This window comes from Sporosarcina sp. P18a (assembly GCF_002743135.1).
Classification (GTDB): domain Bacteria; phylum Bacillota; class Bacilli; order Bacillales_A; family Planococcaceae; genus Sporosarcina.
In genome coordinates, this window is sequence record NZ_PDYQ01000004.1 from 17,436 (window position 1) to 44,239 (window position 26,804).

Sequence of the window (26,804 nt, forward strand, 5' to 3'; positions counted from 1 at the left end):
AGGATGATGACATTGTTGCAAGTAGAATCAATTACAAAAAGATTTGGCGGAGTTGTAGCAAATAGCGATGTCAGCTTCTCTGTCGATGAAGGGCAAATTGTTGGGCTAATAGGACCGAACGGAGCAGGAAAAAGCACAATGTTCAATATGATATCTTCTATTTTTCCACCGACCGAAGGAAATATTTTGTTTTGCGGGAAGAGGATTGATCTCCTCCCTTCATATAAAGTAGCTCCATTAGGCATATCACGGACCTTCCAAAACTTACAAGTGTTTAAAAATATGACAGTGATTGAGAATGTCATGGTAGGCCAGCATATGAGAACGAAGCAAAATCTTTCAGGAGTTGCTTCCATGTTACTTGGCATTGCAAAAAATGAGCGCAAAGTGTATGAAGAGGCAATGGATATCTTACGTTTCTTCAATCTAGAACTACTATACGATCAAAAGGCATCCAGTTTGTCATTAGGTAAATTGCGACTATTAGAATTTGCCCGTGCTTACGCTACAGAACCTAAACTTCTTCTGTTGGATGAAATTGCAGCAGGATTAAATCATAGTGAGACGTCTGAAATGAGTGAGTTGATTAAAAGAGTAAGAGACTCTGGAGTAACCATTCTAGTCGTTGAGCATGATATGGATCTAGTCATGAGCATTTGCGATAAACTCGTTGTTTTGGATCAGGGTATGAAGATTGCAGAAGGAGCCCCAAAAGAAATTCAAGCGAATGAAGCGGTAATTGCGGCTTACTTAGGTGCTGAGATCGAGGAGGAAGTCGTATGAGTGAACAAAAGCTACTTGAGGTACTCGACTGTTCTGTAAGCTATGGACCGATTCAAGCATTGAATGGCGTATCACTGTCTGTTAAACAAGGAGAAATTGTCGCTTTGCTAGGTGCAAATGGAGCGGGTAAGACAACTCTTCTACAAACCATGTCTGGACTACTTCGACCGACAAGCGGCCAAATTATTTATCAAGGTACGGATATTACAGGAATGGAAGCAGAAAAGATTGTTGAGAAACACCTAATTCATGTACCTGAACATCGTCAAATTTTTTCTACAATGACTGTGTTGGATAATTTATATTTAGGTGCTTACCATCATCGTAAAACTACTAACAAGCAGGCAATAGAAGAAAACATCAAAAGAGTTTTCGAATTATTCCCAATATTGAGTGACCGAAAAGATCAAATGGGTGGAACGATGTCTGGCGGTCAGCAACAAATGCTTGCGATTGCAAGAGGTATGATGGCAGAGCCTGACTTATTGTTATTAGACGAACCTACATTAGGACTAGCTCCACTTATAGCGAAGGACGTATTAGAACTAGTCGGTAATTTACGTAAGCAGTTTGGAACAACGATTTTATTAATAGAACAAAATTTACATGCATCCCTTAAAGTTGCTGATCGGGGGTATGTCATTTCTCATGGTGAAATCATTAAGAGCGGCAGTTCAAGTGAATTATTGAATGATCCGGAAGTAAAAGAAGCTTATTTAGGCCACACAGTACATTAATGATGGGGGATGAGAAGATGTTCAAAAAATTAACTATGCTATTTCTAGCAGGCATAATTTCATTGGTGCTAGCCGCATGTAGCGACACAGACGCGAATTCTGAAAATGGAGAACCGACAGAGTATAAGATCGGTGCAATTTATTCAAAAACGGGTCCAAACAGTCCGTTAGGCGAACCTGAATGGAATGCAGCAAAACTACTAGAAGAGAAAATCAATGCAGATGGTGGAATTAATGGCATTCCGCTAAAGATCATCTTGGCGGATGATGAATCCAGCCAGGAAAAAGCAACACAAGAAGCTAATCGATTAGTGAACGACGAAAAAGTATTAGCGTTACTCGGGTCTTCAGGTAGTGGTGAAAGCCTTGCTATGAAAGGAATCGCCTTGCAACAAAAAGTTACTATGATCTCGGCTGCAGCAAGTGCGCATGTCGTTGAACCTGTTGAAGATGCAGAATGGGTATTTAAAACACCGCAATCGGATAGACAAGCAGTTGAACGGGTTTATATGTATTTAAAAGAACAAGGAATTAAGAAAATTGGTACGATTAGTGATTCTAATGCGTTTGGCTCAAGTGGCTTAGAGCAATTGGAAGCTTTAGCAGATGAATATGATATTAAAATCGTAGCAAAAGAAAGCTATAATACACAAGATCCTGATATGAGTACGCAAGTGACGAAGATTAATAGTGCAAAAGCAGAAGCAATCGTCGTCTGGGGAACGAATCCCGGACCTGCCGTCATCGCAAAGAATGCGCATGATCTAGGAATTAGTTTACCGGTATTTGGAAGTCATGGCATTGCAAATCAAAACTTTATCTCTTTAGCGGGAGAGGCTGCAGAAGGTGTAGTAATTCCAACTGGAAAGCTATTATTCCCAGACCAGATTCCTAAAGATGATATACAGCACAGTGTATTATCAGAGTTCTACAATGAGTATACAGAAAAGTACGGCAGTGAACCGACTAACTTTGGTTCTTATGGCTATGACAATGTGATGTTGACAGTGGAAGCATTGAAGAATGGTGCTACTGATCGTGAAGCAATTCGAGATTATTTAGAAGAGAATATTAAAGACTGGATTGGTACGACAGGAGTTTATAATTACACAGCTGAAGATCATAATGGGCTTGGACCGGAGAGCTTTGTAATGGCGACTGTGAAGGATGGAAAATGGACATATATTGAATGATGTAAAAAGCACTGCGTCTTAGCAGTGCTTTTTGTATGAAGAGTTTTTAAACAACTACATATCTACTAAGTAAAATACGTCCGTGACGCAATGCTCTGGAATCTCGAAATGAAAATAAATTATTCTGAATATATTCTTGACAACGCTTACACATTGATTTAAGATACTAAGTATAACAAGAAAAGCGAACAACGTATTTTATACGTTATACTTGAAAGGATCGATTTTCTTTCGATAGAGAGGAGAAGCCAGCATATGAGTAATGAACAGAAAGTTTATGATATAACAATAATTGGTGGCGGCCCTGTGGGTTTGTTTACATCCTTTTATGCAGGTATGCGTCAAATGTCGGTAAATTTGATTGAGAGTCTTCCGCAACTTGGCGGTCAACTAACAGCTTTGTATCCAGAGAAGTATATTTACGATATTGCAGGTTTCCCAAAAATCACTGGACAAAAACTTATTGACAATCTAGTTGAGCAGATGTCTCAGTTTGAACCAACTATCACACTTGAACAAGAGGTACGTGAAGTGACTAAGCAAGAAGACGGGAACTTCAAAATCCAAACGAATAAAGAAACACATTATTCTAAGGCAATTATTATTACTGCAGGAAATGGTGCATTTCAACCTAGAAAGATTGAAATTGAAAACGCTGAACAATACGAGGGTAAAAACTTACATTACTTTATTAAAGATTTACAATACTTCGCAGGAAAGAATGTTCAGGTTTTTGGCGGTGGAGATTCTGCGGTAGATTGGTCTCTAATGCTTGAGCCGATTGCCAACAAGGTAACACTCGTTCACCGCCGCGATAAATTCCGCGCACATGAAGCTAGTGTTGAGAACTTAATGAATTCCAAAGTAGAAGTTAAAACACCATATATTCCATCATTATTTATTGGTGAAGAACATATTGAAAAAATCGTTCTAAGTAAAATGAAGTCAGACGAGGTAGAGGAAATCGCAATTGACGAAGTGATAGTCAACTATGGTTTCGTGTCTTCACTTGGTCCTATCAAGGATTGGGAACTAGAAATAGAAAAGAACAGCATTGTCGTTAATTCGAAAATGGAAACGAACATTGAAGGTATTTATGCTGTAGGCGACATTTGTACGTATCCAGGAAAAGTTAAACTTATAGCTAGCGGGTTTGGAGAAGCACCTACGGCTGTTAGTAATGCCAAGGTCTACATTGATCCAACGGCTAAAGTTCAAGCAACACATAGTACGACATTAATGGAGAAAAAGGAAAAGCAAGATCAGAAAAAAGTCCCGGTCAACTCTTGAACATTTGACTAATTAGAATAAAGGAGGACACCTTTTATGGCTACACATACTATTGTTGATCAATCAACTTGCATAGCGTGCGGTGCTTGCGGAGCAAGTGCACCTGACATTTTTGAATATAATGATGAAGGTTTTGCATTCGTACATCTAGATAATAATGAAGGTTCAGCAGAAGTCGATGAGGATTTATTGGATGATTTGGATGATGCGGTTGAGGGCTGCCCAACTGACTCCATTAAAGTATCAGAACATCCAATCGTTTTGGAAGAGGTCTAGTATTTTTTTGAGACCAAGTATAACAAAATTTATGAAAAGACGTTAAGTTTGTTATATTTTATCGCTTAAATACGTATCTTGTGGTATTAACTTTTCAAAATCTAAAGGAGGAATTAGATAAATGGTAATGATGACAGCGATGACCGCAGATGAAAAGATGGAGTATTTCATGGAACGTATAGAAAGTGGCGATAAGATCCAGGCAGATGATTGGATGCCCGAAGAGTATCGTCAAACGTTAATTAAACTCATTTCCATGCACGGAATCAGTGAAATTATGGGAGCGCTCCCTGAGAAAGAGTGGGTACCTAAAGCGCCTTCACTATACCGCAAACTTGGAATTATGGCGAAAGTACAAGATGAAATGGGTCACGGACAACTATTATTACGCGTAGCAGAAGATTTAATGAAGCCATATGGTAAAACTCGCGGTGATATCATGCAGGATCTATTCAATGAGGATCTGAAGTTTCATAATGTATTTCATATGGAAACAAAGACTTGGGCAGATGCAGGATTGATAGGTTGGTTAGTAGATGGGGCTGCAATCATTACACAAACGAATATGCTAGATGCATCTTATGGGCCGTATGCAAAGGCCTTACAACGTATTTGTGCAGAAGAAGTATTCCATGCGCAGCACGGAGAGTCGATTATCATGGCACTTGCTGAAGGAACAGAAGAACAGAAAGCAATGGTGCAAGACGCGCTTAACCGCTGGTGGCCAGCACTGCTTATGTTTTTTGGACCTCCAAGTAAAGCTACGACAGGTGCATCAAAGCAAGAAGCTACTATTAAATATCGTATTCGTAAGAACACAAATGAAGAATTACGCCAGAGCTTCTTGGACAAATACATCCCGAGAATTCTATCGCTCAGTTTAACAATCCCGGATGATACATTGCATTTCGATCAGGAGAAGAAACATTGGGTTTATCAGCAACCCGACTGGTCAGAGTTCAAAGAAATTATTAAAAATAATGGACCAAAATCACAAGCGCGTCTTAATCTTCGCCGTTCATCATATGAGAACAATGCGTGGGTACGTGAAGCGTTAAGTGCAATTGTTGAATAAAGGAGCGGAAGAGAATATGTCAGAGAAAACATTTTATCAAGAGTTTGAAGTATTTAGTAAGCGCACCCATGCTGCGTCATTCCAGCACCAATTCGATTTACTAGCACCAAATGAAGATATGGCACTTATGATGGCACAAGAAAACTTTATGCGTCGTGAGCCGGTCGTTGATATATGGGTCGTAAATAAAAAAAATATCCGAAGTATGGATGAAGAAGAACGTCTTTCTTTGAGTCGTTTAGATAACAAAGATTACCGTACTACAAAAGGTTATGGTTACTTACGTAAAAAATGGCGTAAATACGAACAAGAAATGCTCGATGAGAAGGAAATCCTATCTTGGGCAGGAGGTAAAGAAAAATGAGTAATGTTGAAAAAATGATGAGTACGGAAGAGAAAAAAGCAGTAGAAACGCTTTTATTTCAGTTAGCAGATGATGATTTCCTGTTTTCATATCGTGGCTCTGAATGGTTGGGTCTAGCTCCGCATATAGAAGAGGATGTTGCATCATCTTCTATCACACAAGATTCCATGGGTCATGCAGCTATGTATTATAAGTTGCTAGAGGACTTAGGATTAGGTAAAGCGGATGATCTAGCTCACTTACGTCCTGCACTAGAGCGAAAAAATAGCGTTTTGACTGAACGTATTAATGGTGACGGCTATTATATGGACACACCACAATATGATTGGGCTTATACAGTAGTTAGAAGTTACTTCTATACACAAGCGAAACGAGCGAAGATCAATTCACTCAAAGAAAGCTCATATGAACCACTCCAAGAGATTGCTGTAAAAGTCAGTATGGAACTCTATTATCATGTGATGCATTGGAAGTTATGGTTCAAACAATTACTAAGCTCCACAGAAGAAGCGAAAACTAAAATGATGAGTGCAATTGAATTGGTTGTTGCAGACATGGGAGATCTATTCTCTTATGGAGAACAAAAAGAACTGATTGAACGCTTTGACTTGATAGATTCAGAAGAAAAAATACAAAATGCTTGGCTTGAAGCATTACGTCCAACATTTGAAAAATTGGAATTGGATTTACCGATAATTCCTGAACCTAAGTTGAATGGACGTAATGGACAACACACAGATGAGTTGCAAGCGGCAATCGATACACTTTCTGAAGTGTACAGACTCGATACAGCCACTAACTGGTAATAGATAGAAAGAGGTGTTTTGGAAATGGTAGCTCTTATAAAAAACTCACAAAACTTGGAGGTATGGAAGGTGCTTGAAAGCGTCAAGGACCCTGAAATTGATACAGTCAGTATAGTGGATCTTGGAATGGTGGAGAAAGTGGAAGTTGAAACCGAACAGATCAAGGTAACGTTATTGCCTACGTTTTTAGGTTGCCCGGCACTTGAAATCATCCGAACGAATACTAAGAATGCTGTGATGGGGCTATCTTTTGCCAAAAACGTTGAAGTAGAATTTATTTTCAGTCCTCCTTGGACATCTGATCGTGTGACGGAAAATGGAAAAAAAGGATTGAAAGAGTTTGGAATCGCTGCTCCACCGCGTCATCTGGAAGAGGATGGATCGTGGCACGTAGATTGCCCGTATTGTAATTCAACCTACGTCACGATGGAAAATATATTTGGACCAACTGCTTGTAGAAGTATTTTATATTGCAAGAGTTGTAAAACGCCGTTCGAAGCAATGAAACCTGTATCAACAATAATGTAATTGGAGGATTTTAAATGGCTAAATTAATCGCACTTTACAAACACCCTGAAAACAAAGAGGAATTTGACGAGCATTACTTCAATGTTCATTCACCACTCACAGCGAAGATTCCTGGCTTGCGTGAAATGAAAGTAACGAAATTCACTGGTAACCCAATGGGTGGAGAACCACCGTATTACTTGATGTGTGAAATGATTTACGATGATGCTGCATCATTAAAAGCAGGTTTGAGCTCTGATGAAGGAAAAGCTTCTGGAAAAGACTTGATGGGCTTTGCAGGTAAGCTAGTTACTTTGATGATTGGTGAAGACAGCGAATGACAGCCTTCAAATTCATAGAAACATCGGTTGATCAACAAATCGGCATCATTGAATTGAACAGACCTAAGCAATTGAACTCTTTAAATCGTTATATGGTAGGTGAAATTCTAGAGGCGCTGCAAGCGTTTGATCAAAATGAGGAAGTACGTGTAATTTTGCTAGTTGGCAAAGGAAAAGCTTTCTCTGCTGGTGCTGATATAGAGGAGATGGCCGAGGCAGATTCAATGAGTCTTGAATTGTTGAATCAGTTTGCTGACTGGGATCAGATTCCTCTTATCAAAAAGCCCATCATCGGTGCAGTTCATGGATTTGTTTTTGGTGGAGGTTTTGAACTTGCCCTTTGCTGCGATGTCCTATTAGCCGCTGATGGCACAGAGTTTGCATTCCCTGAAGTGACGTTAGGTGTTATGCCAGGAGCTGGCGGGACGCAACGCTTAACTAAGTTAGTTGGACGTGCGAAAGCGATAGAGTGGCTGTGGACAGGTGAGCGAATCAAAGCTAATGAATTACAAAAATACGGAGTGATCAATCGAATCGTCTCTCCAGAGCTATTGCGCGAAGAAGCTTTACGGTTTGCAAATAAGATCGCTAGCATGCCGCCACTTGCTATCCGAATGATTAAGGATTCAGTTAACAAGGCGGTTGACTATCCACTATATGAAGGTATGCAGTATGAGCGAAAGAACTTCTATCTCTTGTTTTCATCGGAGGATCAAAAAGAAGGAATGCAAGCTTTTGTCGAAAAGAGAAAACCGGTATATAAAGGAAGATAAGGAGACGACTTTCTATGTTTGAAACAATTCAATACGAGTTGAAAGATGGTATTGCTTGGCTTACATTGAATCGTCCTGATAAATTAAATGCATTCGTAGCTCAGATGAATCGTGAAATTAAAGATGCGTTGCGTATGGCATCAAAGGACGACAATGTAAGATGCATCGTCGTAACAGGAGCGGGTAGAGCGTTCTGTTCAGGCCAGGATCTGTCAGAAGTTGATGAACAAATGGATCACGGGCAAGTACTAAGAGATCACTACGGTCCAATGATTATGGAGATAAAGAAATCGGAAAAGCCGATTATTGCAGCAGTCAATGGAGTAGCGGCCGGAGCGGGTTTTAGTCTAGCTTTAGCATGTGATTTCCGTTTGATGTCTGAGAAAGCCAGCTACATAAATGCATTCATACATGTAGGACTCATTCCTGACTCTGGCAATCTGTTTTATCTATCGCAATTAGTTGGTTCAGCGAAAGCAGCAGAAATTTCAATTCTAGGTGAGAAAATCTCCGCAGCGCAGGCATTGGATTTGGGTCTAGCAACAAGAGTTTATTCTCAAGAAGATTTTGAGGTAGAAGTGAAAGCGTTCGCAAAAGGTATTGCCACGAAGCCAACTAAGGCTATTGGACTAATTAAAAGAGGATTGAATGACGTTCAAACACTACCGTTTGAAGAATATCTTCAACGTGAAGCAGAAAGTCAGCGAATTGCTGGCTTAACTGAAGATCATGTAGAAGGTATCGAAGCATTTAAAAACAAAAGAAATCCTGAATTTATTGGAAAGTAAGAGGAGGAAATAAAATGACAAATGTTCAAGAGCAAGAAGTAGCACAAACGATGAAGCGTGATTTCTATAAATTGTTTATCAACGGAGAGCAAGTAGAGAGCAGCAATGGTGCTCGGACAAAAGTCTATAATCCCGCAACAGGAGAGCTCCTAGCGGAAGTCGCAAAAGCAACTCAAGAAGATGCACAACGCGCTATTGAAGCAGCACGTAATGCATTTGATAACGGGAAGTGGAAAATTACCCCAACGGGAAAACGTGCTCGTGTACTTAATAAAATTGCAGCGATCATGAGAAGTCGTTTTAGCGAATTAGTAGAACTAGAAGTACTGAATACAGGTAAAACTATTTCGGCAGCACAAGCACAGATTAATCAGGCTGTAGAAGATTTTGAGTTTTATGCAGGGGCACTAGTTTCACACCGCGGCTCTGTAAATAACGTACCTGGTCAATTCCACAACTACACAGAAAAAGAGCCGGTTGGCGTATGTGCGCAAATCATTCCATGGAACTATCCTTTAATGATGGCAGCTTGGAAAGTTGCACCGGCACTTGCGGCAGGATGTTCTGTAATTATTAAACCTGCATCTCTTACACCGCTGACAGCAATTATCTTAGGAGAAATTTGCCATGAAGCTGGAGTTCCCGAAGGTGTAGTAAACATCTTACCGGGATCAGGTTCTGAAATTGGAAACTATCTGGTTGAACATGATTTGGTAAACAAAGTAGCTTTCACAGGCTCTACACCGATTGGTAAAGATATTATGGCACGTGCTTCTGGCACATTGAAGCGTGTCACATTAGAGTTAGGCGGAAAATCACCAAGCCTAATCTTTGAAGACGCGGATATTGATCAAGCAGTAGATTGTTCTATCTATGGTATTTACAATAACACTGGACAGTCATGTGACGCACGTTCACGAATTTATATACATGAAGATGTGTATGATGAGTTCGTTGAGAAATTCGTTGAAAAAACTAATCGTATCGTTCTGGGTGATCCGTTCAGCAAAGGAACACATGTAGGAGCAGTAATTGACCAAGGACAATTGGATACTGTAAAAGAATATGTACAATCGGCAATTGATGAAGGGGCAGAAATTTTGGCCGGCGGTGAGCAAATACACCCTGAAGGCTTTGAGAAAGGTTTCTGGTATGCACCGACAGTTATCGGTAACGTGACGCAAGAAATGCGCGTAGTACAAGAAGAAATCTTTGGTCCTGTTGTTGTGCTTTCCAAGTTCTCGAATGAAAAAGAAGCGATCGCATTGGCGAATGACTCGGTGTTCGGTCTAGCATCATCTGTTTGGTCTAAAGATGGCGCACGTGCAACACGTGTTGCAAATCAAATCCAAGCGGGCATCGTCATGATCAACTCACCATTCTCTGCTTTCCCTGGAACACCATTCGGTGGATACAAGCAATCAGGATTTGGACGCGAGTTAGCTATTGAAACATTGGATCTTTACTCCGAGACGAAGAGTATCATGTCTTACTATGGATCTCGCCCATTAAACCCATTCGGACTGTAAAAAACATTACCTTAAAAGGAACAGGGGCTAGTTTGCATGCCTCTGTTCTTTCTTACTATAAATATGAAATAGCTATTTAAAGGGGGAAGTAAAATGATTAAAAATATAGTAGTTGTTGGTTCTGGCGTGATGGGTAGAGGTATTGCTTATGTAAGTGCATTAGGTGGATATTCTGTCACTATCGTAGATATTAATGAACAAGCATTGGCTAACGCAGAGAAAGAAATTGAGTTGATCATTACAAAAGGTGTGGATCGACAAAAAATCACGCAACAAGTAGCGAAAGAGCTTCGTACAAATCTTCATTTCGAAACGGAGTTAGCAATCGCGGCAAAAACAGCGGATCTAGTTATTGAAGCGGTACCTGAAATTGCAGATATAAAAAAACAAGTATTCCAAACGATTGAAGAAAATGCACCTACATCCTGCTATTTTGCAACTAATACGTCAACTATGAGTCCAACTGAAATTGCATCGTACGGTCAGCGTCCTGAACGCACTATTGCCATGCACTTTTTCAACCCTGTACATAAAATGCCACTTGTAGAAATTATACGCGGGCTAGAAACAAGTGATGAAACAGCAGAAGTCATTAGAAATGTAGCTGTAAAAATGGGGAAAGAAACGGTTGTCATCAATGAATTCCCTGGTTTTGTCACAAGCCGAATTAGCGCACTAGTCGGAAACGAGGCTTTTTACATGTTGCAAGAAGGCTTAGGCTCACCTGAAGAAATCGATAAAGCAATTAAATTGGGCCTAAACTATCCTATGGGACCATTTGAATTAGTAGATTTAGTCGGACTAGATGCACGCTTGAATAACTTGAAATATCTCCACGAAAAACTGGGTGAAAAATATCGTCCTGCCCCTCTGCTAGAACAGTACGTTAAAGCTGGACGTCTCGGCAGAAAGAGTGGAAAAGGAGTCTATGACTACACGGATAACAAGGAGATGGTGAAATCATGAAGGAAGTTGTAATCGTTGATGCAGTACGTACACCATTTGGAAGATATAAGGGGGCGCTAAAAGCAGTTCGTCCAGATGATTTGGGTGCAACAGTAATTAAGGCCTTAATTGATAGAAATCCAAATCTTCCAACTGAAGACATTGAAGAAGTGGTCTTTGGAAATGCGAATCAGGCAGGCGAAGATAATCGTAATGTGGCTCGTATGTCAGCCTTACTTGCCGGCTTGCCTATAGAAGTGGGCGGAACAACTATTAACCGCTTATGTGGATCGGGTATCGATGCAGTTATGTATGCAGCTAGAGCAATCATGGCAGGCGAAGGGGATGTCTTCATCGCAGGTGGTACGGAGAGTATGACACGCGCGCCATTTGTGATGGGGAAGCCTGAAGTAGAGTACCCACGTGGAGACATGAAAATGTATGACACAACTATTGGATGGCGCTTTACTAACAAGGAATTAGAGAAAATGTACGGATCTGACACTATGCCGAAAACAGCGGAAAATGTAGCACAACGTTATAACATTTCGCGAGAAGAGCAAGATGCTTTTGCATATGAAAGTCAACGCCGAGCAAAAAAAGCAATTGAGGAAGATGTATTCAGTAAAGAAATAGTACCGGTTGTATATAAAGATCGTAAAGGCAATGAAATCATTGTGGATCGGGATGAACATCCACGTCCAGAATCATCTGTCGAGGCATTGGCAAAACTACGACCGATATTTGAAGGTGGCACAGTTACAGCAGGTAATGCATCAGGGGTAAATGATGGAGCAGCAGCTCTTTTATTAATGAGTGCGGAGAAAGCGAAAGAACTCGGATTAAAGCCACTCGCAAAGTATGTTATAGGAGCAGTGGCAGGTCTTGAGCCAGCGGTGATGGGACTAGGTCCAATTGATGCATCGCGCAAAGCTTTAAAACGTGCAGACTTAACAATTGATGACATAGGCCTAGTAGAATTAAATGAGGCATTTGCTTCTCAGTCGCTCGAGTGTATTCGCCAACTAGAATTAGATACACAGAAAGTAAATGTTAACGGTGGAGCGATTGCGTATGGACATCCACTCGGAGCAAGTGGGGCACGAATTTTGATGACTTTAATATATGAGATGAATAAGCGTGATACGCAGTACGGCCTGGCAACTATGTGTATAGGTGTGGGGCAAGGTATAGCAATGATCGTAGAAAAGCCAGAAGTGTAAGATTTATTACGCTTCACGCATAAAGGAGCTTGTATAATGAAACCAGTTTTATTAGAAATTAAAAACCGTATCGCTTATGTAACAATTAATCGGCCGGAATCTTTGAATTGCTTTAATTATCCGGCCTTAAAAGAACTACAAGAAATCGTAGAGACCCTCCATATTGCTCCTGATGTCAGAGTTGTAATTTTCAAAGGGGCAGGGGAAAAGGCATTCAGTGCTGGAGCAGATCTGAAAGAGCGTAAAACTCTTAATGAATCGGAAGTACGCCGTAATGTAAAAGCTATTCGTGATGTGTTCAATAGTATTGCAGAATTACCACAACCTACAATCGCTGCAGTGAATGGCCATGCACTAGGTGGCGGTTTTGAATTGATGCTAGCTTGTGATTTCTCTATCGCGGTGACACATGCTACGTTAGGTTTGACTGAAACTAGTTGGGCAATCATTCCGGGGGCGGGAGGCACACAACGTCTGCCCCGATTAGTTGGAGTGATGAAAGCAAAAGAACTGATATTTACTGCCAAACGCCTGACTGCAGCTGAAGCATTGGAGCTAGGTATTATATTAAAAGTAGTTGCATCAGATAATTTAATGGCATCTTGCGAAGAATTGGCAGAAGCTATTATGAAAAATGGTCCTGTTGCAATTAAACAAGCTAAATATGCAATTAATGAAGGATTAAATACTGATCTTCGTACAGGACTCGCAATCGAGACGAAAGCATACGAATTAGTCATCCCGACCAAAGATCGCGTTGAGGCTTTACAAGCATTCAATGAAAAGCGTGAACCGGAATTCCAAGGCACATAAGCTTGTCATCATTATTGGCCAAAGGTTATAATGGAGAGAAGGAACCGAATAATTTAATTGAAAGAGTGGTTTTTTCTATCTCTAATACAAAGTCTATGATATTTACGATTTTCGGTGATTATGTTCGCCACTATGGCAATAAAATTTGGATTGGTAGCCTGATCCAGTTAATGAAAGAATTTGGCCATAATGAACAAGCTGTACGCGTTGTTCTATCTCGAATGATGAAGCAAGGATGGTTTGAAACAGAGCGTGTAGGAAGAAAGAGTTACTATTACTTAACAAAACGTGGGGTATCTCGTATCGAGGAAGCTGCATCGCGTATTTTTAAATTAGAGCCTCATGAATGGGATGGTCAATGGCGTATGTTGATTTACAACATACCTGAAGATAAACGGCAACTCCGCGATGAATTGCGGAAAGAGCTTTTATGGAGTGGATTCGGTACCTTTACGAATGGTTGTTGGATTACGCCAAATGATTTGGCGAAAGAAGTACGCTTATTAATAGCAAAATATGAGATTGAAGATCACGCCGACTTATTTCTCTCCGAGAACAGAGGACCAAGGTCAAACCAAGAATTGGTTGCCAAAAGCTGGCCTCTTGAAGAGATTGAGAAAAAGTATGAAGAGTTTATTTCGATATACAGTCATAAATTCGTCGTGTCTACAAGTGCAATGGAAAGTGGTTTGTTATCGGATGCCCAATGTTTTGTAGAACGCACCAATTTAGTGCATGAATATCGTAAGTTTTTGTTTGTTGATCCCGGTTTGCCAAAAGAACTTCTTCCTGAGATGTGGAGCGGAACACACTCAGCTCATTTATTTGCACAATATTATAAGTTACTTGCGGAACCCGCTAATCGATTTTTCGAACATATATTTGAAAAAGATAATGATATAAGTAGAAAAGACGCTACGTACGATGCTGAAGACAACCCGATGATTATAAAATGATAGAAAAAAGCCGTGAGCATTTTATTTTACGCTCATGGCTTTTCTTAATGATAACCTATCAAGCATTCAATTCGTTCTGTAAAATAAGGTTGAAGTCTTTTCCTTTCTCAACGTACGTATCTATAGACAGCTGAATCAGTTCAAGATCTTGGTCATTCAATTGTCTAACGACTTTTCCAGGAGATCCGATCACTAAAGAGCGCGGTGGAATAACTTTTCCGGAAGGGATTAAAGTGTTTGCGCCTATAATGCATTCTTCTCCGATGTCTGCATGATCAAGAATGGTTGAACCCATACCAATAATAGACCGTTTTCGGATTCTACAGCCATGTAATACTACATTATGTCCAACAGTTACTTCGTCTTCAATTTCAACAGGTGCATTTTCATATAGATGAATTGTAGAATTATCCTGTATACTGCACCGCTTGCCGATTACAATAGCACCCTCGTCCGCGCGTAATACAGAGTTGAACCATATCGTAGATTCTTCTCCAACTGTTACGTCGCCTATCAGATAAGCACCGGGGGCAATGAAAGCGGATTCATTAATCAAAGGACTTTTGTTATTGTAAGGTATAATCAAGAATTTTCTCCTCCTATCGATGTAAATATATGATAAAGTATAACATAAAAGGGAGTGCATTGTATGAATAGGTTATGTAAGGAATTGTCTATACGATATCCAGTCATTCATGGTGGGATGGGAAATATCAGTAGCGTAAATTTGGCGGCAGCTATTTCCGAAGCTGGGGGTTTAGGCACAATAGGTTGTGGAACATCCGGATTAGATGAGGTAGAGCAAAAAATTGCCGATTTGAAATCTATGACTTCACGTCCTTTTGCTGTAAATATTGCTATTAATGTAGCACCTCAAGTCGAAGAATTACTAGCATTAGTTATTAAGCACCGAGTACCTGTTGTATCGTTATCGGCTGGCAATCCGTCGCCATACATTCAAACCTTACATGATAATGAAATAAAAGTTATGGCTATCGTAGCTTCTGTAAAGCATGCATTAAAAGCGGAAGCGGCCGGAGCGGATATTATAGTGGCGGAAGGGTTTGAAGCTGCTGGTATCAACTCGCCTCTTGAATTAACTACGATGACATTGATTCCGCAAATTACTAAAAGTATTCAAATTCCTGTCGTAGCAGCAGGTGGAATCGGGGACGGAAAAGGTTTAGCTGCAGCACTTGCTCTAGGAGCTGAAGGTGTGCAGATGGGTACTCGCTTTATAGCCACTCAGGAAATGCAAGCGCACGAACTCTATAAGCAACGTCTACTAGATGCATCTGACATAGAAACGAGAATCATTGGTCGTGAAGTGGGTCGTGTGAGAAGAGTACTAACTAACGATTATGTAATGAACCTAGAAAAGCGTGTAAAAGAGGGAATGAAGCTAGGAGAGTTTAATGAAGCGACTACCGAGGTACAGCATGTGTTAGGTGCCATAAAGGGAGATATGCAGAACGGCTATATCAATAGTGGTCAGGTCGCTGGATTAATAGAAGATATTCCAACGGTCCAAGAACTATTGGAACGTATGATGATAGAAGCGAAGGAAGCGTGTAAACGCACTGCAAATTTACTGTGAATCAATAAATAACAGATATAAAGCACTTGCTTATAATTGTTGAAAAGCAAGAGCTAGTATATCTGTTGGTTATTAAAAGATAGCGAGACAAAATACCGTAGTTTTTATATTCACTTACCCGTTTTGCGAAGAAAGTATAGTTGTTCGATTGATCACTCCATGAAATAGAAAATAGAATTTCCAGGGAAAGTCCTATAAAAACAATAATAAAAGGCTACCGCTCGGCAAAAAGTTACTCGTGCCGAGTGATGCCTTTTTATTATTGTCAAATTCATGATAATAGTTCTTTTACTCTTCATCCCGACAATAATCACGAATCAATCGGGATGCTTTCGACTGGCTGATCTGGAGGTCTGATGCCACACCCCTCGTAGAACCAAACTTCTGATAGGATCTTCTGACCATGGTAGCTGTTACATTATCCAATGCCTGGTCGAGCGAATTGGAATAGGCGAGTTCAGGTATATCTTTTACTTTTTCCAAGATTACTTCGGGTAAATCTTCTAAAGTAATGACTGCATCACTTGTAATTACAAGCCGCTCTATCAAGTTTTCTAACTGTCGCACATTGCCTGGCCACGAATAATGATAGAGTACATTCAAACAATCTTCAGAAATTATTTTAGTAGAGTTGTACTTATTGTTAAAATTATTCAGAAAGCTATAAGTTAAAGGGATAATATCTTCTTTGCGTTCATCCAACCGTGGCAGTTCGATGTCAATGACATTGAGTCGGTAGAATAAATCTTCGCGGAAAGTCTTATTTTCTACCATTTTCGGTAAGTCTTGATTTGTTGCGGCGATAATACGGATATCCACAGTCTTGCTGACGTTGCTGCCAATCGGAATAAACTTTTTGTCTTGTATGACTTGGAGAACTTTTGCCTGAAGCGGCAAAGCCAACTCACCGATTTCATCCAAAAATATCGTGCCGTTATCTGCTGCCTCGAACAAACCAATCTTACCGTCTTTTTTAGCACCGGTAAATGATCCTGCCGTGTAACCAAATAGCTCCGATTCTAACAGATCTCCGGGAATGGCTGCGCAATTTACATTAAGGAAAGGACCATCCTTTCTTTTACTCAATTTATGCAATTGATAAGCGATGACCCCTTTTCCAGTTCCCGATTGACCATGGATTAAAATAGTAGAATCTGTAGGTGCCACCTTTTCACAAAAGCGCAGTATTTTTCGCATTTTTGCGTTGTTCGTAATAATCGTACTTGCAAAAACATCATCTACCGAGTTTGTAAAGTTAGGTTCTTCCTTTTTGACAAGCCGTTTAAAATCTTGTATTTCTGTTGCTGTGCACACAATGTATTCAATCTCATTGTTCGAGTTCAATATAGGGAAAGCCCTAGTCAGCAATTCAGCGCCAATATGGGTTTGTTGGCGTACTGAAACGGGAGTTTTCTTTTCCAGTACGAGTGGAACGACGGAAGGCGTCCAGTATCCATCGTTAAAAAAGTCATCATTATACTTACCGACAACATCATCTTTTGTCATTCCATAATGCTTTTCACAATTTCGATTTACATAGACGATCCTTATCTCTTTGTCCAATACATAGATTTCATCTGATGAATAATCCAGAATTTTAAGCAATGTTTCTAAAGATAGACTCGTTTTCTCTTGTTCGTTCTCATAGGACATATTATTTCACCTTCCTACTAATTATTTCGAGTTAATTTTAAGAATATTTATACTTTACTGAGTCGCCATTGACTCAATTGTGAATCAATTGTAACAGCGTTTTATAAAAAAGACGAGAACAATCGTATTCCCATGCAAATCTCAAAAGTTGGCATGATACTTGCAATAGTATTTAGTAACGCGGCAAGGATGAGGGGATTCCCTGATCGCCCCGTAACTATATCTTTTATATAAATGACAATGAGGAGGCACAATATGAACAGATCAGCCGAAGTTAGTGACATAACAATTATTGGAGGTGGACCAGTCGGCCTATTTACTGCATTTTATGCAGGACTTCGACAAATGTCTGTAAAAATTATTGAAAGCTTACCCCAACTAGGCGGTCAACTTTCTGCATTGTATCCTGAAAAATATATTTATGACATTGCAGGGTTTCCTAAAGTCAGAGCTCAGGAGCTAGTAGATAATCTAGTTGAACAAATGAATCAATTTGAGACTACTATCTGCTTAGGCGAGACGGTAATGGAAGTCTTAAAGGAACATGACGGTGTTTTCAAGTTGACTACAAATAGTGGAGTACATTATTCACGAACAATTATTATCACTGCCGGTAACGGTGCTTTTCAAGCAAGGAAGATGGAAATCGAAAGTGAAGAGAAATTCCAAAATCAAAACATTCATTATTTTGTTCAGAACATGAATCAGTTCCAAGGCAAGAAAGTGGCTTTGTTTGGTGGCGGCGATTCTGCAGTAGATTGGGCATTGATGCTTGAGCCGATTGCTGAAAAGGCTTCCATTATTCACCGAAGAGATAAGTTTCGTGCACATGAACACAGTGTAGAATTATTGAAACAATCCAAAGTGAATTGCTTGACGCCATATGTCCCAGTTGAATTGGTGGGGGACGAGAAAGTTGAAAAGGTCATCATCAAGCATTCGAAAACGGGTGAGTTAGAAGAGCTTGAAGTCGATGACGTATTGATCAACTACGGTTTTGTCTCATCGCTCGGTCCTATCAAAGACTGGAGTCTTGAAATAGATAAAAACTCCGTAGTGGTTAATTCAAAAATGGAAACAAATATTGAAGGAATATACGCGGTGGGGGATATTTGTACGTATGAAGGAAAAGTTAAGCTGATTGCATCTGGTTTTGGAGAAGCACCTGTTGCGGTGAGTAGCGCAAAAGTATATATCGATCCGACTGCAAAAATGCAACCGCTACACAGTACGAGCGTTATGGGTGAAGCGGAAGAAGTGCCAAAGAAAGCGAAGGTTGGAGTCAACTGATTAATTTTAGATAGGAGGCTAGGAAATGGCGCAATATACAATGGTGGAGCGAAGTACATGTATTGCTTGCGGGGCATGTAATCCTGTTGCCCCCGAACTATTTGACTACACAGCCGATGGATTTGCTTTTGCTTTATTGGATGACAATGAAGGAGTTACGGAAGTTCCAGAAGATCTGATTGAGGATTTGGAAGATGCATTTGAAGGTTGTCCAACCAACTCTATCAAAATGGCAGAGACTCCGTTCTCTTGTCAGAAAATTATAGCTAGTTAATAAAGTGATTGATGAATTACAAAATATAACTCTGAAGGAGAATGAAAAATGGCTTATAATAAAGTACAGAACGCAACGGATAGAACTTTTGAAAGAACGATGCCTTACAACCTATTTACGGATCCAGAGGTATTGAAAAGAGAAAGAGAATTGATTTTCGCGAAGAGTTGGCAATTAGTTGGCCATGTAAGCCAAGTTGAGAAAAAAGGTGCATTTTTTACTGCTGAGGTTGGCGATGATCCACTTATCATTATTCGTGGAACAGATGAAGTTCTACGCGCGTTTTATAATGTTTGTCCTCACAGAGCGACGAAGCTGGAGAAAAGTGATTCGGGCAAAAAGAAAATTCTACAATGCTCGTATCATGGCTGGACATTCAAAACGGATGGCGCTTTAAACAAAGCACCGAACTTCCGTAGTGAAGAAGATGCTGCTTGCGTTCAAGATGCGTGCTTGCGTTCCGTCAGAATGGAAGTAATCGAATCTTTAATTTTTGTTAACTTGGATGACAATGCAAAGCCATTGGCTGAATCATATGGCGATTTCTTCGATCGTCTAGGTAAATTTGAATTCTTAAAGAATCTACAGTTTACTCACAGGAAGTCCCGTCATATTAAAGCGAATTGGAAAGCATTTATTGAAAATTATCTCGAGTGTGATCATTGTCACGTAGCACACCCAAGTTTTATTGACACATTGGACATGGATGATTATCAAATCATTACGTGTGAGAACTATTCAATACAAGGTTCTATGGTGAAGCCTGATAAGAAATACGGCGAAGTAAATCTAGATGAAGCAGAAATGCAAGGCGGGTCATTCTTCTGGTTATGGCCGAACTTGATGCTGACAATTTATCCGGGACCTGCAAATATGGCAACTATTCAGTTAGTCCCGATTGACGAAGAAAATACTGAAATCGTGTATACGTACTACTTTAGCGAAGACAGCTTGGATAAATTGACACAAGAAGAGAAAGACTTGATGACGTTCGCGGAGCAAGTTCGCTTTGAAGATATCGAATTGGTTGAATTAGAGCAACTCGGCTTCAAATCACGTGCATTCGAGAAAGGCCGCTACTCACAATCTGAACAAGCAATTGTACAATTCCACGAAATGGTTCTGGAGGCGCTCAATGAATAAATTACTAGACAGAACAACTAATAAACAATTAATGATTAATGGGGAATATGTAGAAGCACCAAGCTACGCTCCACTATATTCTCCATACTCTGATGAAAAAATTGCGGATATTGCTATGGCGGATCAAGCATTGACGGAACAAGCAATTGAAGCTGCGTATAATGCTAGAAAAATTATTGGCAACATGCCAGCATTTCAACGTGCTGAAATATTAGAAAACGTTGCAAAGATCCTGGCGGAAAGAGCGGAAGAAGCAGCGACTGTCATTTCAACTGAATCTGCCAAGCCTATCATGTTTGCTCGGGCGGAGGTTTCAAGAACAGTTGAAACATACAAATTCGCTGCAGAAGAAGCGAAGCGCATTCACGGAGAAACGATTCCATTTGATGCTGCTTCAGGCGGTGTAGGACGTATCGGTTATACATTGCGTGAACCGATTGGCGTAATCGCAGCCATTACGCCATTTAACTTCCCAATGAATTTAGTGGCGCATAAAGTTGGCCCGGCAATTGCTGCAGGGAACCCGATCGTTTTGAAACCGGCTTCCCAAACACCTTTATCTGCCTTATTCATTGCAGAAGTATTTAAAGACGCTGGTCTTCCACCGGGCGTGCTAAATGTCATCACGGGACCGGGCGGTGTGATCGGCGACGTTCTTGTCATGGATGAACGTGTTAAAATGGTTACGTTTACTGGAAGTCCAAGTGTCGGAATCGGAATCAGCAATAAAGCTGGATTGAAGAAGACGACATTGGAGTTAGGATCCAACTCTGCATTGATTATAGATAAGGATACGGATATTGACACGATTATCGATCGCTGTGTTATGGGAGCCTTCTCAAATCAAGGTCAAGTGTGTATTTCAACACAACGAATCTACGTCCACGAAGAACTATATGAAGAATTCGCGACTAAATTTGCAGCTGCCGCTAAACAGTTGAAGATAGGTGATCCGCTTGAGGAAGATACGTATATCTCATCGTTGATTTCAAAGAAAGAATTGGAGCGCACACTTAGCTGGATTGAAGAAACAAAGAATTATGACGCAGAAATTCTTGCAGGTGGCCATGCGCAAAATGGTGTCCTGGAACCTACAATCATTGCAAATGCAGATCATGCGCTAAAAGTTTCTTGCCAGGAAGTGTTTGCACCAATTGTCGTGGTGAATAAAGTAGATTCCGTGCAAACAGCTGTTGAGTTAGTCAATGACTCTCGTTTCGGTTTACAAGCGGGAATCTATACAAATAATGTGCAACATGCTCTGTATGTTTCGAAAAACTTGGAAGTGGGCGGCGTAATTATTAATGACGTACCTACTTATCGAGTGGACCAAATGCCTTACGGCGGTGTGAAAGAGAGCGGAACAGGACGCGAAGGCCTAAAATATGCCATTGAGGAAATGACAGAAATGAAACTCGTAGTCTGGAATCAAGGATGAAAGTGGTGGATCCGAAAATGAAAACGTATAAAATTGCAGTTATTGCAGGAGATGGTATCGGTCCCGAAGTTATTGACGAGGGGATTAAGGTATTAAAGAAAACTGCCGAACTAGACGGCGGCTTCGCATTTGATTTCACCTATTTCCCTTGGGGTTGTGAATATTACACGCAACAAGGACGGATGATGGCGGAAGATGGGATTGAGCAGCTAAAGGAATTCGATGCCATCTATTTAGGGGCAGTTGGTTTCCCAGGTGTTCCTGATCATATTTCCTTGTGGGATCTTTTGTTGATTATCCGCAAGAGTTTCGATCAGTATGTCAATATACGTCCTGTGACGTTGCTGGAAGGGGCACATACCCCACTGCAGAATATCGAACGTAAAGATATTGATATGCTGTTCATTCGTGAAAATACAGAAGGTGAATATTCGGGAGCTGGAGATTGGCTGTTTAAAGGTCAGGAGCATGAAGTGGTTCTGCAAAACGGTGTATTCTCCCGCAAAGGTACAGAAAGAATTATTCGCTATGCTTTTGAAACAGCTAAAAAACAAGGCCGTAGCCTGACAAGTATCAGTAAAGCGAATGCATTAAACTATTCGATGGTCTTCTGGGATCAAGTATTCGAAGAAGTGAGTGCAGAATACCCGGAAGTCAAAACTGCATCTTATTTAGTGGATGCTGCTGCGATGCTAATGATCACAGATCCAAAACGTTTTGAAGTAGTAGTTACTTCGAATTTGTTTGGTGATATTTTAACCGATGTCGGCGCAGCAATCGCAGGCGGAATCGGCCTGGCTGCAGGTGCAAACATTAATCCGGAGGGTACATTCCCTTCCATGTTTGAACCTGTACATGGCTCGGCTCCTGATATTGCAGGCAAAGGAATCGGTAATCCTTTAGCTACCATCTGGTCTGCGAGTCAAATGCTCGATCACTTCGGTTACGAACAATACGGCAAAATGGTTGTAGATGCCATCGAGCAATTATTGGTTGACGATGAAGTTCTCACGCCTGATATGAAGGGCAGTGCTTCTACTTCTGAAGTGGGAGACCGGATTGTAGATATCATAGGGAATTTGCAGTCAGTTAAAGCTTAAATTCGATTTAATCGGTGTTATGCAAATAACACCGATTAAAATTTAACAAATGCCCGCTCGTTTGGCTGTGTGTGGGGATACTCGACACATCCACACAAGTGGGTCTTTGAAATAGGAGCGGTAATATGAGAGATAAAAAAACAGTGTTTTATTCTTCATTGGCTGTTAGCTTAGTTTTAATAAGTATCGGTATTTTTGCGCCGAAGCAGCTAGAAAACTTCTCAAATTCCTCACTTAGTTTCATCTATAATAATCTAGGTTGGTTCATTTTGGGAAGCGTTTTCATTTTCTTCGTTTTTTGTATTTATATCGGGATGTCCAAATTCGGTCATATCCGGTTGGGAGATGATGACGATCGGCCGGAATATAAGACGGCCACTTGGATCGGTATGCTATTTAGTGCTTCTATAGGAATCAGCCTGGTCTTCTGGGGAGTTGCAGAACCGGTTTCCTACTACATAGACCCTCCGTTTGGAACGGGTTATTCGGAAGAATCCGCAAAAACGGCAATGCAATTCGTTTTCCTGCATTGGGGTGTTTCAGCATGGGCCTGCTATGCGTTGGTCGGTGTATCATTAGCATTTTTCCAGTACCGGAAAAAACTGCCCGCTTCTTTAAGTTCCGTCTTTTATCCGTTGGTCGGCGATAAAATTCGAGGAACTTTCGGCAAAACTATCGACGTCATCGTCATCCTGTCCATCGTCATTGGGATTGCGACTTCGCTCGGCTTTGGAACATTGCAAGTCAATAGCGGCATGAATTACCTCTGGGACGTACCGATCGGAATATCCACACAAGCGATCATCATCATAGTCGTTAGCATTATTTACGTGGCATCGACAGTTTCCGGTCTTCAAGGGGCGATGAAGCATCTATCCAACTTGAATATGTTACTGGCGTTCGTTTTATTGGGGTTGGTGCTTCTCTTTGGTCCGACACAGATGATTATGAAAATCTTCTTCCAAGGAATAGGTGATTATGCGCAGAACTTCATCAGCATGTCATTCCGTACGGATCCATATGGGGATGGTTCGTGGATTTCAAGTTGGACGTTGTTCTATTTCGGCTGGTGGATTGCATGGGCTCCCTTGGTCGGCAGCTTTGTAGGCAGGATATCGAAAGGCAGAACGATAAAGGAATTTATGTTCGGTGCGATTTTTATCCCAGTATTGGGATCTTTCATTTGGTTTTCGGCCATGGGTGGCTCGGCGATTACGTTCGTCCAGAATGCAGGCGCGACTGCACTTGCAACCGCGGTGGAATCAGATGTTACTTCAGCACTGTTTAAGTTTTTTGAATACTTGCCAATGACAGTATTTTTGAGTATTTTAGCCATGGTGCTAGTCATTGTTTTCTTTATCACTTCCGCAAACTCAGCAGTATTTGTACTTGGTATGATCAGTGAAAGTGGGAATCCGAATCCATCACATCTGACGAAGATCGTATGGGGAGTGATCATCGCAGCTATCTCTATCGTGTTGATCATGACAGGTGGCTTAGCAGGGCTGCAATCTGCACTCGTTGCCACAGCCATTCCAATCGCAGTCATGATGCTCTTCATGTGCTACTCAACATTTATTGGGTTAAAAGAAGAGGCTGCAATCATTTCTGGGGAAAAAGCGAAGGAGAAGGCGGAACCTTCTGAACCGGGGAAACCGGAACTTTCTAAACCGGTAAAGACGGGGCTTTCCAAACCAATAAAGCCGGTAGAGACGAAGAAAGAACCGGCGCTTTTGGCAGACGTGGAAGGGACACGGGAAGAGGAAATGGTAGTCACGAGTAAATAATTTCTCTAAAAAGCAATGGGTGAGCCATAAATGTTGTAAGCAGTAACATCGATTGATAAAGTAAGAGATTAAATGAAAAGGGCTGTTCCGGGTATTCATCACAAGGAACAGCCCTACTTCTGTTGCTTGGAGATCAAGGATAGTTATCGGACATAGCAGCGGTTATTACTGCATTGTCTCTGGTCTTCATCATCTTATCAATGATGGCTTCGTTTATAAAATGGGTGTGTCAGTATGTGAAAAGATGGAATCCATATTTATGAAGGGATACCTTATGACGAACTGGAAGAACAGATGGTGGAGATCACAATTGAAAAAGGAACAAGGAATAAAAAGACGACTACTGTCATTGAGAAAGAAAACTTGATTTAGACGTGCGGTTTTCAGTTTTAAGAATGTAAAAGGCAACTTCCCTTTCAGAGGAAGCTGCCTATTTTTCATGCGTAAATATGAAATATATATTCTTGTCCGTTCTTGACAGGATCTTGTGCAAATTTGTAACCGTGAGCAATTGCTTCTTCGGGTACGTTGCGGAAAGAGCCGGGGCAATCAGTGATGACTTGCAGCAACTCGCCTTTATTCATACCTTCGAGTGTTTCTAATGTGTAAATAACAGGGTAGGGACAAGACTCACCGCGAAGGTCGAGTGTGAAGTCCGCTTCTAATTTAGCTTGCATGTACCTTCATTCCTCTCTTAATTGCTAATTTCTGATGGTAGCGTTTTTCTCCATATACTGTTAACGCATATAGCCCACCAAGCATGAGGAGTGTGATGGAAATTGCTCCAATGGGTCCAAGTGTATCAAGTAGATTGATTTTCGCACCATTCTTAACTAATACATTATAAACACCGAGGTGATCCCATGCGTAGGCAAGGAACGTAGCACCGATAATATTGCCCAAAAATACCGGCAAAAATAATAATTGACCTTCCATCAAGCGATACATCATACCTGTTTCACAGCCTGATGCCATAACAATACCAAGTCCGAATAATGCGCCGCCGACAAATGTGCTAAGTGCCGCAATTTGTGTGATCGGTGTTACATCATAAATAGAAATGACAATGATCGTCAAAATAGAACTGACGGACATTCCGAGAATAATCGCTTTTGCCATGACACTGCGTCCAACGAGAAATAAATCACGGAATGCAGAAGTAAAACAAATTTGTCCGCGTTCGATTAGAATACCAAATGCGAGACCAAACAGTGCGCCTAAACCAAGCAGTTTTTGTCCTGACGCAAAGAAGTATATAATGAGTCCGATATAAAGTACGGCGATCCCTCCGCCGACGTACGGTTGGATAATACGTTTGTTAAGTCGTGTAGGCTTTGCACTCCCTCGAATCAACGAAGGCTTACCTTTCCACCAGTGTGTTTTTGTTAGTTTAGCACCGAAAAATGTACCTATACCTGTCGCCACAATGAAGATCCAAGAATGGAAAGAAAATTGCGGAACGCCTGTGAAGAAAGCAGCCAAGTTACAACCGAGTGCCAAACGAGCACCAAATCCTGCGATGATTCCACCAATTAACCCCTGTACATAACGTCGCTTTTGCTGTGGAAGACGGATCTTGAAGCTATTACTGAGCAACACCATAATGAGCGCGCCTACAAACATCCCCCAGACAATCCAGCCATCTGGCCTATTCCACGTTGCTCCTTGTAGATGTACCATATCAAAGTATTGCCAGTCTGAGATATCTACTCCGAATAACAATAAAATATCGCCACCAAGCCGAGTAAATTCACCGGTAACTGCCCAAACAGTTGATGTTAAACCGAAATATAGTGCACTCAGAATACCCGCCATCAATAAGACGAGATAGGGATTCCAATAGCGTTGAAAAATAGATTGTATGCTTGATTTCATATGATAGCCCCTTAAAAAGTTCTTTTTCTAGTGTAAACCTAAATGACGAGAAATCAAGTGCAATATAAATAAAGTTCATACAAAAACTCGGCATACTAGACATCGGGTATTCGATTAAAAGTCATGATGTGTAGAATATGTACTTCACTTTAAGTAAATAGAAATAAAGGTTATTAACAGATTAATTTGATATATATGTTAAGTTGACAATTTTAAAACAAGGTTATAGTCTGTAACGTAGGTTCTTT

General features: G+C 40.7%; 28 protein-coding genes. 24 read left to right on the forward strand and 4 right to left on the reverse strand.

The window, feature by feature from the left end; genetic code table 11:
* Nucleotides 1-3: 3 nt before the first annotated feature.
* The 17 genes from CSV75_RS11660 (at nt 4) to paaX (ending at nt 14,399) form a co-directional block, all read left to right on the forward strand.
* Nucleotides 4-783 carry an ABC transporter ATP-binding protein gene (locus tag CSV75_RS11660; RefSeq protein ID WP_099632050.1) on the forward strand — a complete coding sequence of 260 codons (780 nt, stop codon included), beginning with the start codon at nt 4-6 and terminating at the stop codon, nt 781-783.
* The gene (locus CSV75_RS11665) at nt 780-1,520 is read left to right on the forward strand and encodes an ABC transporter ATP-binding protein (RefSeq protein WP_099675967.1); all 741 of its coding nucleotides are present in this window, start codon (nt 780-782) and stop codon (nt 1,518-1,520) included. The genes CSV75_RS11660 and CSV75_RS11665 overlap by 4 nt, the downstream gene beginning before the upstream one ends.
* Before the next feature lie 17 nt (nt 1,521-1,537).
* Nucleotides 1,538-2,713 (forward strand): ABC transporter substrate-binding protein, encoded by a 1,176-nt coding sequence (locus CSV75_RS11670; protein WP_099675968.1) that lies wholly within the window; start codon nt 1,538-1,540, stop codon nt 2,711-2,713.
* Nucleotides 2,714-2,968: 255 nt separating this feature from the next.
* On the forward strand, nt 2,969-4,003 hold the full coding sequence (locus tag CSV75_RS11675; protein ID WP_099675969.1) for an NAD(P)/FAD-dependent oxidoreductase: 1,035 nt from the start codon (nt 2,969-2,971) through the stop codon (nt 4,001-4,003).
* A 36-nt stretch (nt 4,004-4,039) separates the two neighbouring features.
* Complete coding sequence (locus tag CSV75_RS11680) at nt 4,040-4,279, forward strand: ferredoxin (protein ID WP_099670376.1); 240 nt, start codon at nt 4,040-4,042, stop codon at nt 4,277-4,279.
* A gap of 121 nt (nt 4,280-4,400) precedes the next feature.
* Entirely contained in the window at nt 4,401-5,354 is a 954-nt protein-coding gene (gene paaA, locus CSV75_RS11685) for a 1,2-phenylacetyl-CoA epoxidase subunit PaaA (RefSeq protein ID WP_099675970.1), read from the forward strand.
* A 16-nt stretch (nt 5,355-5,370) separates the two neighbouring features.
* Nucleotides 5,371-5,718, forward strand: coding sequence for a 1,2-phenylacetyl-CoA epoxidase subunit PaaB (paaB, locus tag CSV75_RS11690; protein WP_099632044.1), 348 nt, complete (start codon nt 5,371-5,373; stop codon nt 5,716-5,718).
* Complete coding sequence (gene paaC, locus CSV75_RS11695; RefSeq protein ID WP_199171355.1) at nt 5,715-6,524, forward strand: 1,2-phenylacetyl-CoA epoxidase subunit PaaC; 810 nt, start codon at nt 5,715-5,717, stop codon at nt 6,522-6,524. The genes paaB and paaC overlap by 4 nt, the downstream gene beginning before the upstream one ends.
* A gap of 24 nt (nt 6,525-6,548) precedes the next feature.
* Complete coding sequence (gene paaD, locus CSV75_RS11700; protein ID WP_099675971.1) at nt 6,549-7,052, forward strand: 1,2-phenylacetyl-CoA epoxidase subunit PaaD; 504 nt, start codon at nt 6,549-6,551, stop codon at nt 7,050-7,052.
* Nucleotides 7,053-7,066: 14 nt separating this feature from the next.
* Nucleotides 7,067-7,372: an EthD family reductase gene (locus tag CSV75_RS11705; protein WP_099632042.1), complete on the forward strand. Its 306-nt coding sequence runs from the start codon at nt 7,067-7,069 to the stop codon at nt 7,370-7,372.
* Nucleotides 7,369-8,145: an enoyl-CoA hydratase/isomerase family protein gene (locus tag CSV75_RS11710; RefSeq protein ID WP_099675972.1), complete on the forward strand. Its 777-nt coding sequence runs from the start codon at nt 7,369-7,371 to the stop codon at nt 8,143-8,145. The genes CSV75_RS11705 and CSV75_RS11710 overlap by 4 nt, the downstream gene beginning before the upstream one ends.
* Nucleotides 8,146-8,159: 14 nt before the next feature.
* The gene (locus CSV75_RS11715) at nt 8,160-8,933 is read left to right on the forward strand and encodes an enoyl-CoA hydratase-related protein (RefSeq protein WP_099675973.1); all 774 of its coding nucleotides are present in this window, start codon (nt 8,160-8,162) and stop codon (nt 8,931-8,933) included.
* Between the two features lie 14 nt (nt 8,934-8,947).
* The gene (locus CSV75_RS11720) at nt 8,948-10,462 is read left to right on the forward strand and encodes an aldehyde dehydrogenase family protein (RefSeq protein ID WP_099632039.1); all 1,515 of its coding nucleotides are present in this window, start codon (nt 8,948-8,950) and stop codon (nt 10,460-10,462) included.
* Between the two features lie 93 nt (nt 10,463-10,555).
* On the forward strand, nt 10,556-11,428 hold the full coding sequence (locus CSV75_RS11725; protein WP_099675974.1) for a 3-hydroxyacyl-CoA dehydrogenase: 873 nt from the start codon (nt 10,556-10,558) through the stop codon (nt 11,426-11,428).
* The gene (locus CSV75_RS11730) at nt 11,425-12,630 is read left to right on the forward strand and encodes a thiolase family protein (protein ID WP_099675975.1); all 1,206 of its coding nucleotides are present in this window, start codon (nt 11,425-11,427) and stop codon (nt 12,628-12,630) included. Before CSV75_RS11725 ends, CSV75_RS11730 begins: the two co-directional genes overlap by 4 nt.
* A 36-nt stretch (nt 12,631-12,666) precedes the next feature.
* A complete protein-coding gene (locus CSV75_RS11735) occupies nt 12,667-13,443 on the forward strand; it encodes an enoyl-CoA hydratase-related protein (protein ID WP_099636094.1) in 777 nt (258 codons plus the stop codon).
* A gap of 95 nt (nt 13,444-13,538) precedes the next feature.
* Complete coding sequence (gene paaX / locus CSV75_RS11740) at nt 13,539-14,399, forward strand: phenylacetic acid degradation operon negative regulatory protein PaaX (RefSeq protein ID WP_099632067.1); 861 nt, start codon at nt 13,539-13,541, stop codon at nt 14,397-14,399.
* A gap of 58 nt (nt 14,400-14,457) precedes the next feature.
* Here the strand turns inward: paaX and CSV75_RS11745 are convergent, their stop codons facing one another.
* Nucleotides 14,458-14,985: a gamma carbonic anhydrase family protein gene (locus CSV75_RS11745; protein WP_099675976.1), complete on the reverse strand. Its 528-nt coding sequence runs from the start codon at nt 14,983-14,985 to the stop codon at nt 14,458-14,460.
* Nucleotides 14,986-15,048: 63 nt separating this feature from the next.
* Here CSV75_RS11745 and CSV75_RS11750 point away from each other — a divergent pair, with 63 nt between their 5' ends.
* Nucleotides 15,049-15,996 (forward strand): NAD(P)H-dependent flavin oxidoreductase, encoded by a 948-nt coding sequence (locus tag CSV75_RS11750; protein ID WP_099675977.1) that lies wholly within the window; start codon nt 15,049-15,051, stop codon nt 15,994-15,996.
* Between the two features lie 288 nt (nt 15,997-16,284).
* Here CSV75_RS11750 and CSV75_RS11755 read toward each other — a convergent pair whose 3' ends face one another.
* Nucleotides 16,285-17,649 carry a sigma-54 interaction domain-containing protein gene (locus CSV75_RS11755; RefSeq protein WP_099675978.1) on the reverse strand — a complete coding sequence of 455 codons (1,365 nt, stop codon included), beginning with the start codon at nt 17,647-17,649 and terminating at the stop codon, nt 16,285-16,287.
* Nucleotides 17,650-17,904: 255 nt separating this feature from the next.
* Here CSV75_RS11755 and CSV75_RS11760 point away from each other — a divergent pair, with 255 nt between their 5' ends.
* The 6 genes from CSV75_RS11760 (at nt 17,905) to CSV75_RS11785 (ending at nt 24,681) form a co-directional block, all read left to right on the forward strand.
* Nucleotides 17,905-18,939, forward strand: coding sequence for an NAD(P)/FAD-dependent oxidoreductase (locus tag CSV75_RS11760; protein WP_099675979.1), 1,035 nt, complete (start codon nt 17,905-17,907; stop codon nt 18,937-18,939).
* A 25-nt stretch (nt 18,940-18,964) separates the two neighbouring features.
* On the forward strand, nt 18,965-19,213 hold the full coding sequence (locus CSV75_RS11765) for a ferredoxin (RefSeq protein ID WP_099673416.1): 249 nt from the start codon (nt 18,965-18,967) through the stop codon (nt 19,211-19,213).
* 48 nt (nt 19,214-19,261) lie between these two features.
* Nucleotides 19,262-20,356, forward strand: coding sequence for an aromatic ring-hydroxylating oxygenase subunit alpha (locus CSV75_RS11770; protein WP_099675980.1), 1,095 nt, complete (start codon nt 19,262-19,264; stop codon nt 20,354-20,356).
* Entirely contained in the window at nt 20,349-21,794 is a 1,446-nt protein-coding gene (locus CSV75_RS11775) for an aldehyde dehydrogenase family protein (protein WP_099675981.1), read from the forward strand. The genes CSV75_RS11770 and CSV75_RS11775 overlap by 8 nt, the downstream gene beginning before the upstream one ends.
* 17 nt (nt 21,795-21,811) lie before the next feature.
* A complete protein-coding gene (locus tag CSV75_RS11780; RefSeq protein ID WP_099676130.1) occupies nt 21,812-22,894 on the forward strand; it encodes a tartrate dehydrogenase in 1,083 nt (360 codons plus the stop codon).
* A 125-nt stretch (nt 22,895-23,019) separates the two neighbouring features.
* Nucleotides 23,020-24,681 carry a BCCT family transporter gene (locus CSV75_RS11785; protein ID WP_099675982.1) on the forward strand — a complete coding sequence of 554 codons (1,662 nt, stop codon included), beginning with the start codon at nt 23,020-23,022 and terminating at the stop codon, nt 24,679-24,681.
* 437 nt (nt 24,682-25,118) lie between these two features.
* Here the strand turns inward: CSV75_RS11785 and yedF are convergent, their stop codons facing one another.
* Nucleotides 25,119-25,358: a sulfurtransferase-like selenium metabolism protein YedF gene (gene yedF / locus CSV75_RS11790; protein ID WP_099627815.1), complete on the reverse strand. Its 240-nt coding sequence runs from the start codon at nt 25,356-25,358 to the stop codon at nt 25,119-25,121.
* Nucleotides 25,348-26,556, reverse strand: a complete 1,209-nt coding sequence (yedE, locus tag CSV75_RS11795; protein ID WP_099675983.1) for a selenium metabolism membrane protein YedE/FdhT — start codon at nt 26,554-26,556, stop codon at nt 25,348-25,350. The genes yedF and yedE overlap by 11 nt, the downstream gene beginning before the upstream one ends.
* Nucleotides 26,557-26,804: the final 248 nt, after the last annotated feature.

Coding starts and splice junctions, on each gene's coding strand:
- CSV75_RS11760 (WP_099675979.1), top strand. CDS start 17,905: ATGAACAGATCAGCCGAAGTTAGTGACATAACAATTATTGGAGGTGGA.
- CSV75_RS11765 (WP_099673416.1), top strand. CDS start 18,965: ATGGCGCAATATACAATGGTGGAGCGAAGTACATGTATTGCTTGCGGG.
- CSV75_RS11780 (WP_099676130.1), top strand. CDS start 21,812: ATGAAAACGTATAAAATTGCAGTTATTGCAGGAGATGGTATCGGTCCC.
- CSV75_RS11775 (WP_099675981.1), top strand. CDS start 20,349: ATGAATAAATTACTAGACAGAACAACTAATAAACAATTAATGATTAAT.
- CSV75_RS11680 (WP_099670376.1), top strand. CDS start 4,040: ATGGCTACACATACTATTGTTGATCAATCAACTTGCATAGCGTGCGGT.
- CSV75_RS11750 (WP_099675977.1), top strand. CDS start 15,049: ATGAATAGGTTATGTAAGGAATTGTCTATACGATATCCAGTCATTCAT.
- paaA (WP_099675970.1), top strand. CDS start 4,401: ATGGTAATGATGACAGCGATGACCGCAGATGAAAAGATGGAGTATTTC.
- CSV75_RS11725 (WP_099675974.1), top strand. CDS start 10,556: ATGATTAAAAATATAGTAGTTGTTGGTTCTGGCGTGATGGGTAGAGGT.
- CSV75_RS11665 (WP_099675967.1), top strand. CDS start 780: ATGAGTGAACAAAAGCTACTTGAGGTACTCGACTGTTCTGTAAGCTAT.
- CSV75_RS11715 (WP_099675973.1), top strand. CDS start 8,160: ATGTTTGAAACAATTCAATACGAGTTGAAAGATGGTATTGCTTGGCTT.
- CSV75_RS11675 (WP_099675969.1), top strand. CDS start 2,969: ATGAGTAATGAACAGAAAGTTTATGATATAACAATAATTGGTGGCGGC.
- CSV75_RS11660 (WP_099632050.1), top strand. CDS start 4: ATGATGACATTGTTGCAAGTAGAATCAATTACAAAAAGATTTGGCGGA.
- CSV75_RS11770 (WP_099675980.1), top strand. CDS start 19,262: ATGGCTTATAATAAAGTACAGAACGCAACGGATAGAACTTTTGAAAGA.
- CSV75_RS11670 (WP_099675968.1), top strand. CDS start 1,538: ATGTTCAAAAAATTAACTATGCTATTTCTAGCAGGCATAATTTCATTG.
- yedE (WP_099675983.1), bottom strand. CDS start 26,556: ATGAAATCAAGCATACAATCTATTTTTCAACGCTATTGGAATCCCTAT.
- CSV75_RS11730 (WP_099675975.1), top strand. CDS start 11,425: ATGAAGGAAGTTGTAATCGTTGATGCAGTACGTACACCATTTGGAAGA.
- paaD (WP_099675971.1), top strand. CDS start 6,549: ATGGTAGCTCTTATAAAAAACTCACAAAACTTGGAGGTATGGAAGGTG.
- paaB (WP_099632044.1), top strand. CDS start 5,371: ATGTCAGAGAAAACATTTTATCAAGAGTTTGAAGTATTTAGTAAGCGC.
- CSV75_RS11720 (WP_099632039.1), top strand. CDS start 8,948: ATGACAAATGTTCAAGAGCAAGAAGTAGCACAAACGATGAAGCGTGAT.
- paaC (WP_199171355.1), top strand. CDS start 5,715: ATGAGTAATGTTGAAAAAATGATGAGTACGGAAGAGAAAAAAGCAGTA.
- CSV75_RS11735 (WP_099636094.1), top strand. CDS start 12,667: ATGAAACCAGTTTTATTAGAAATTAAAAACCGTATCGCTTATGTAACA.
- CSV75_RS11710 (WP_099675972.1), top strand. CDS start 7,369: ATGACAGCCTTCAAATTCATAGAAACATCGGTTGATCAACAAATCGGC.
- CSV75_RS11755 (WP_099675978.1), bottom strand. CDS start 17,649: ATGTCCTATGAGAACGAACAAGAGAAAACGAGTCTATCTTTAGAAACA.
- CSV75_RS11785 (WP_099675982.1), top strand. CDS start 23,020: ATGAGAGATAAAAAAACAGTGTTTTATTCTTCATTGGCTGTTAGCTTA.
- yedF (WP_099627815.1), bottom strand. CDS start 25,358: ATGCAAGCTAAATTAGAAGCGGACTTCACACTCGACCTTCGCGGTGAG.
- CSV75_RS11705 (WP_099632042.1), top strand. CDS start 7,067: ATGGCTAAATTAATCGCACTTTACAAACACCCTGAAAACAAAGAGGAA.
- paaX (WP_099632067.1), top strand. CDS start 13,539: ATGATATTTACGATTTTCGGTGATTATGTTCGCCACTATGGCAATAAA.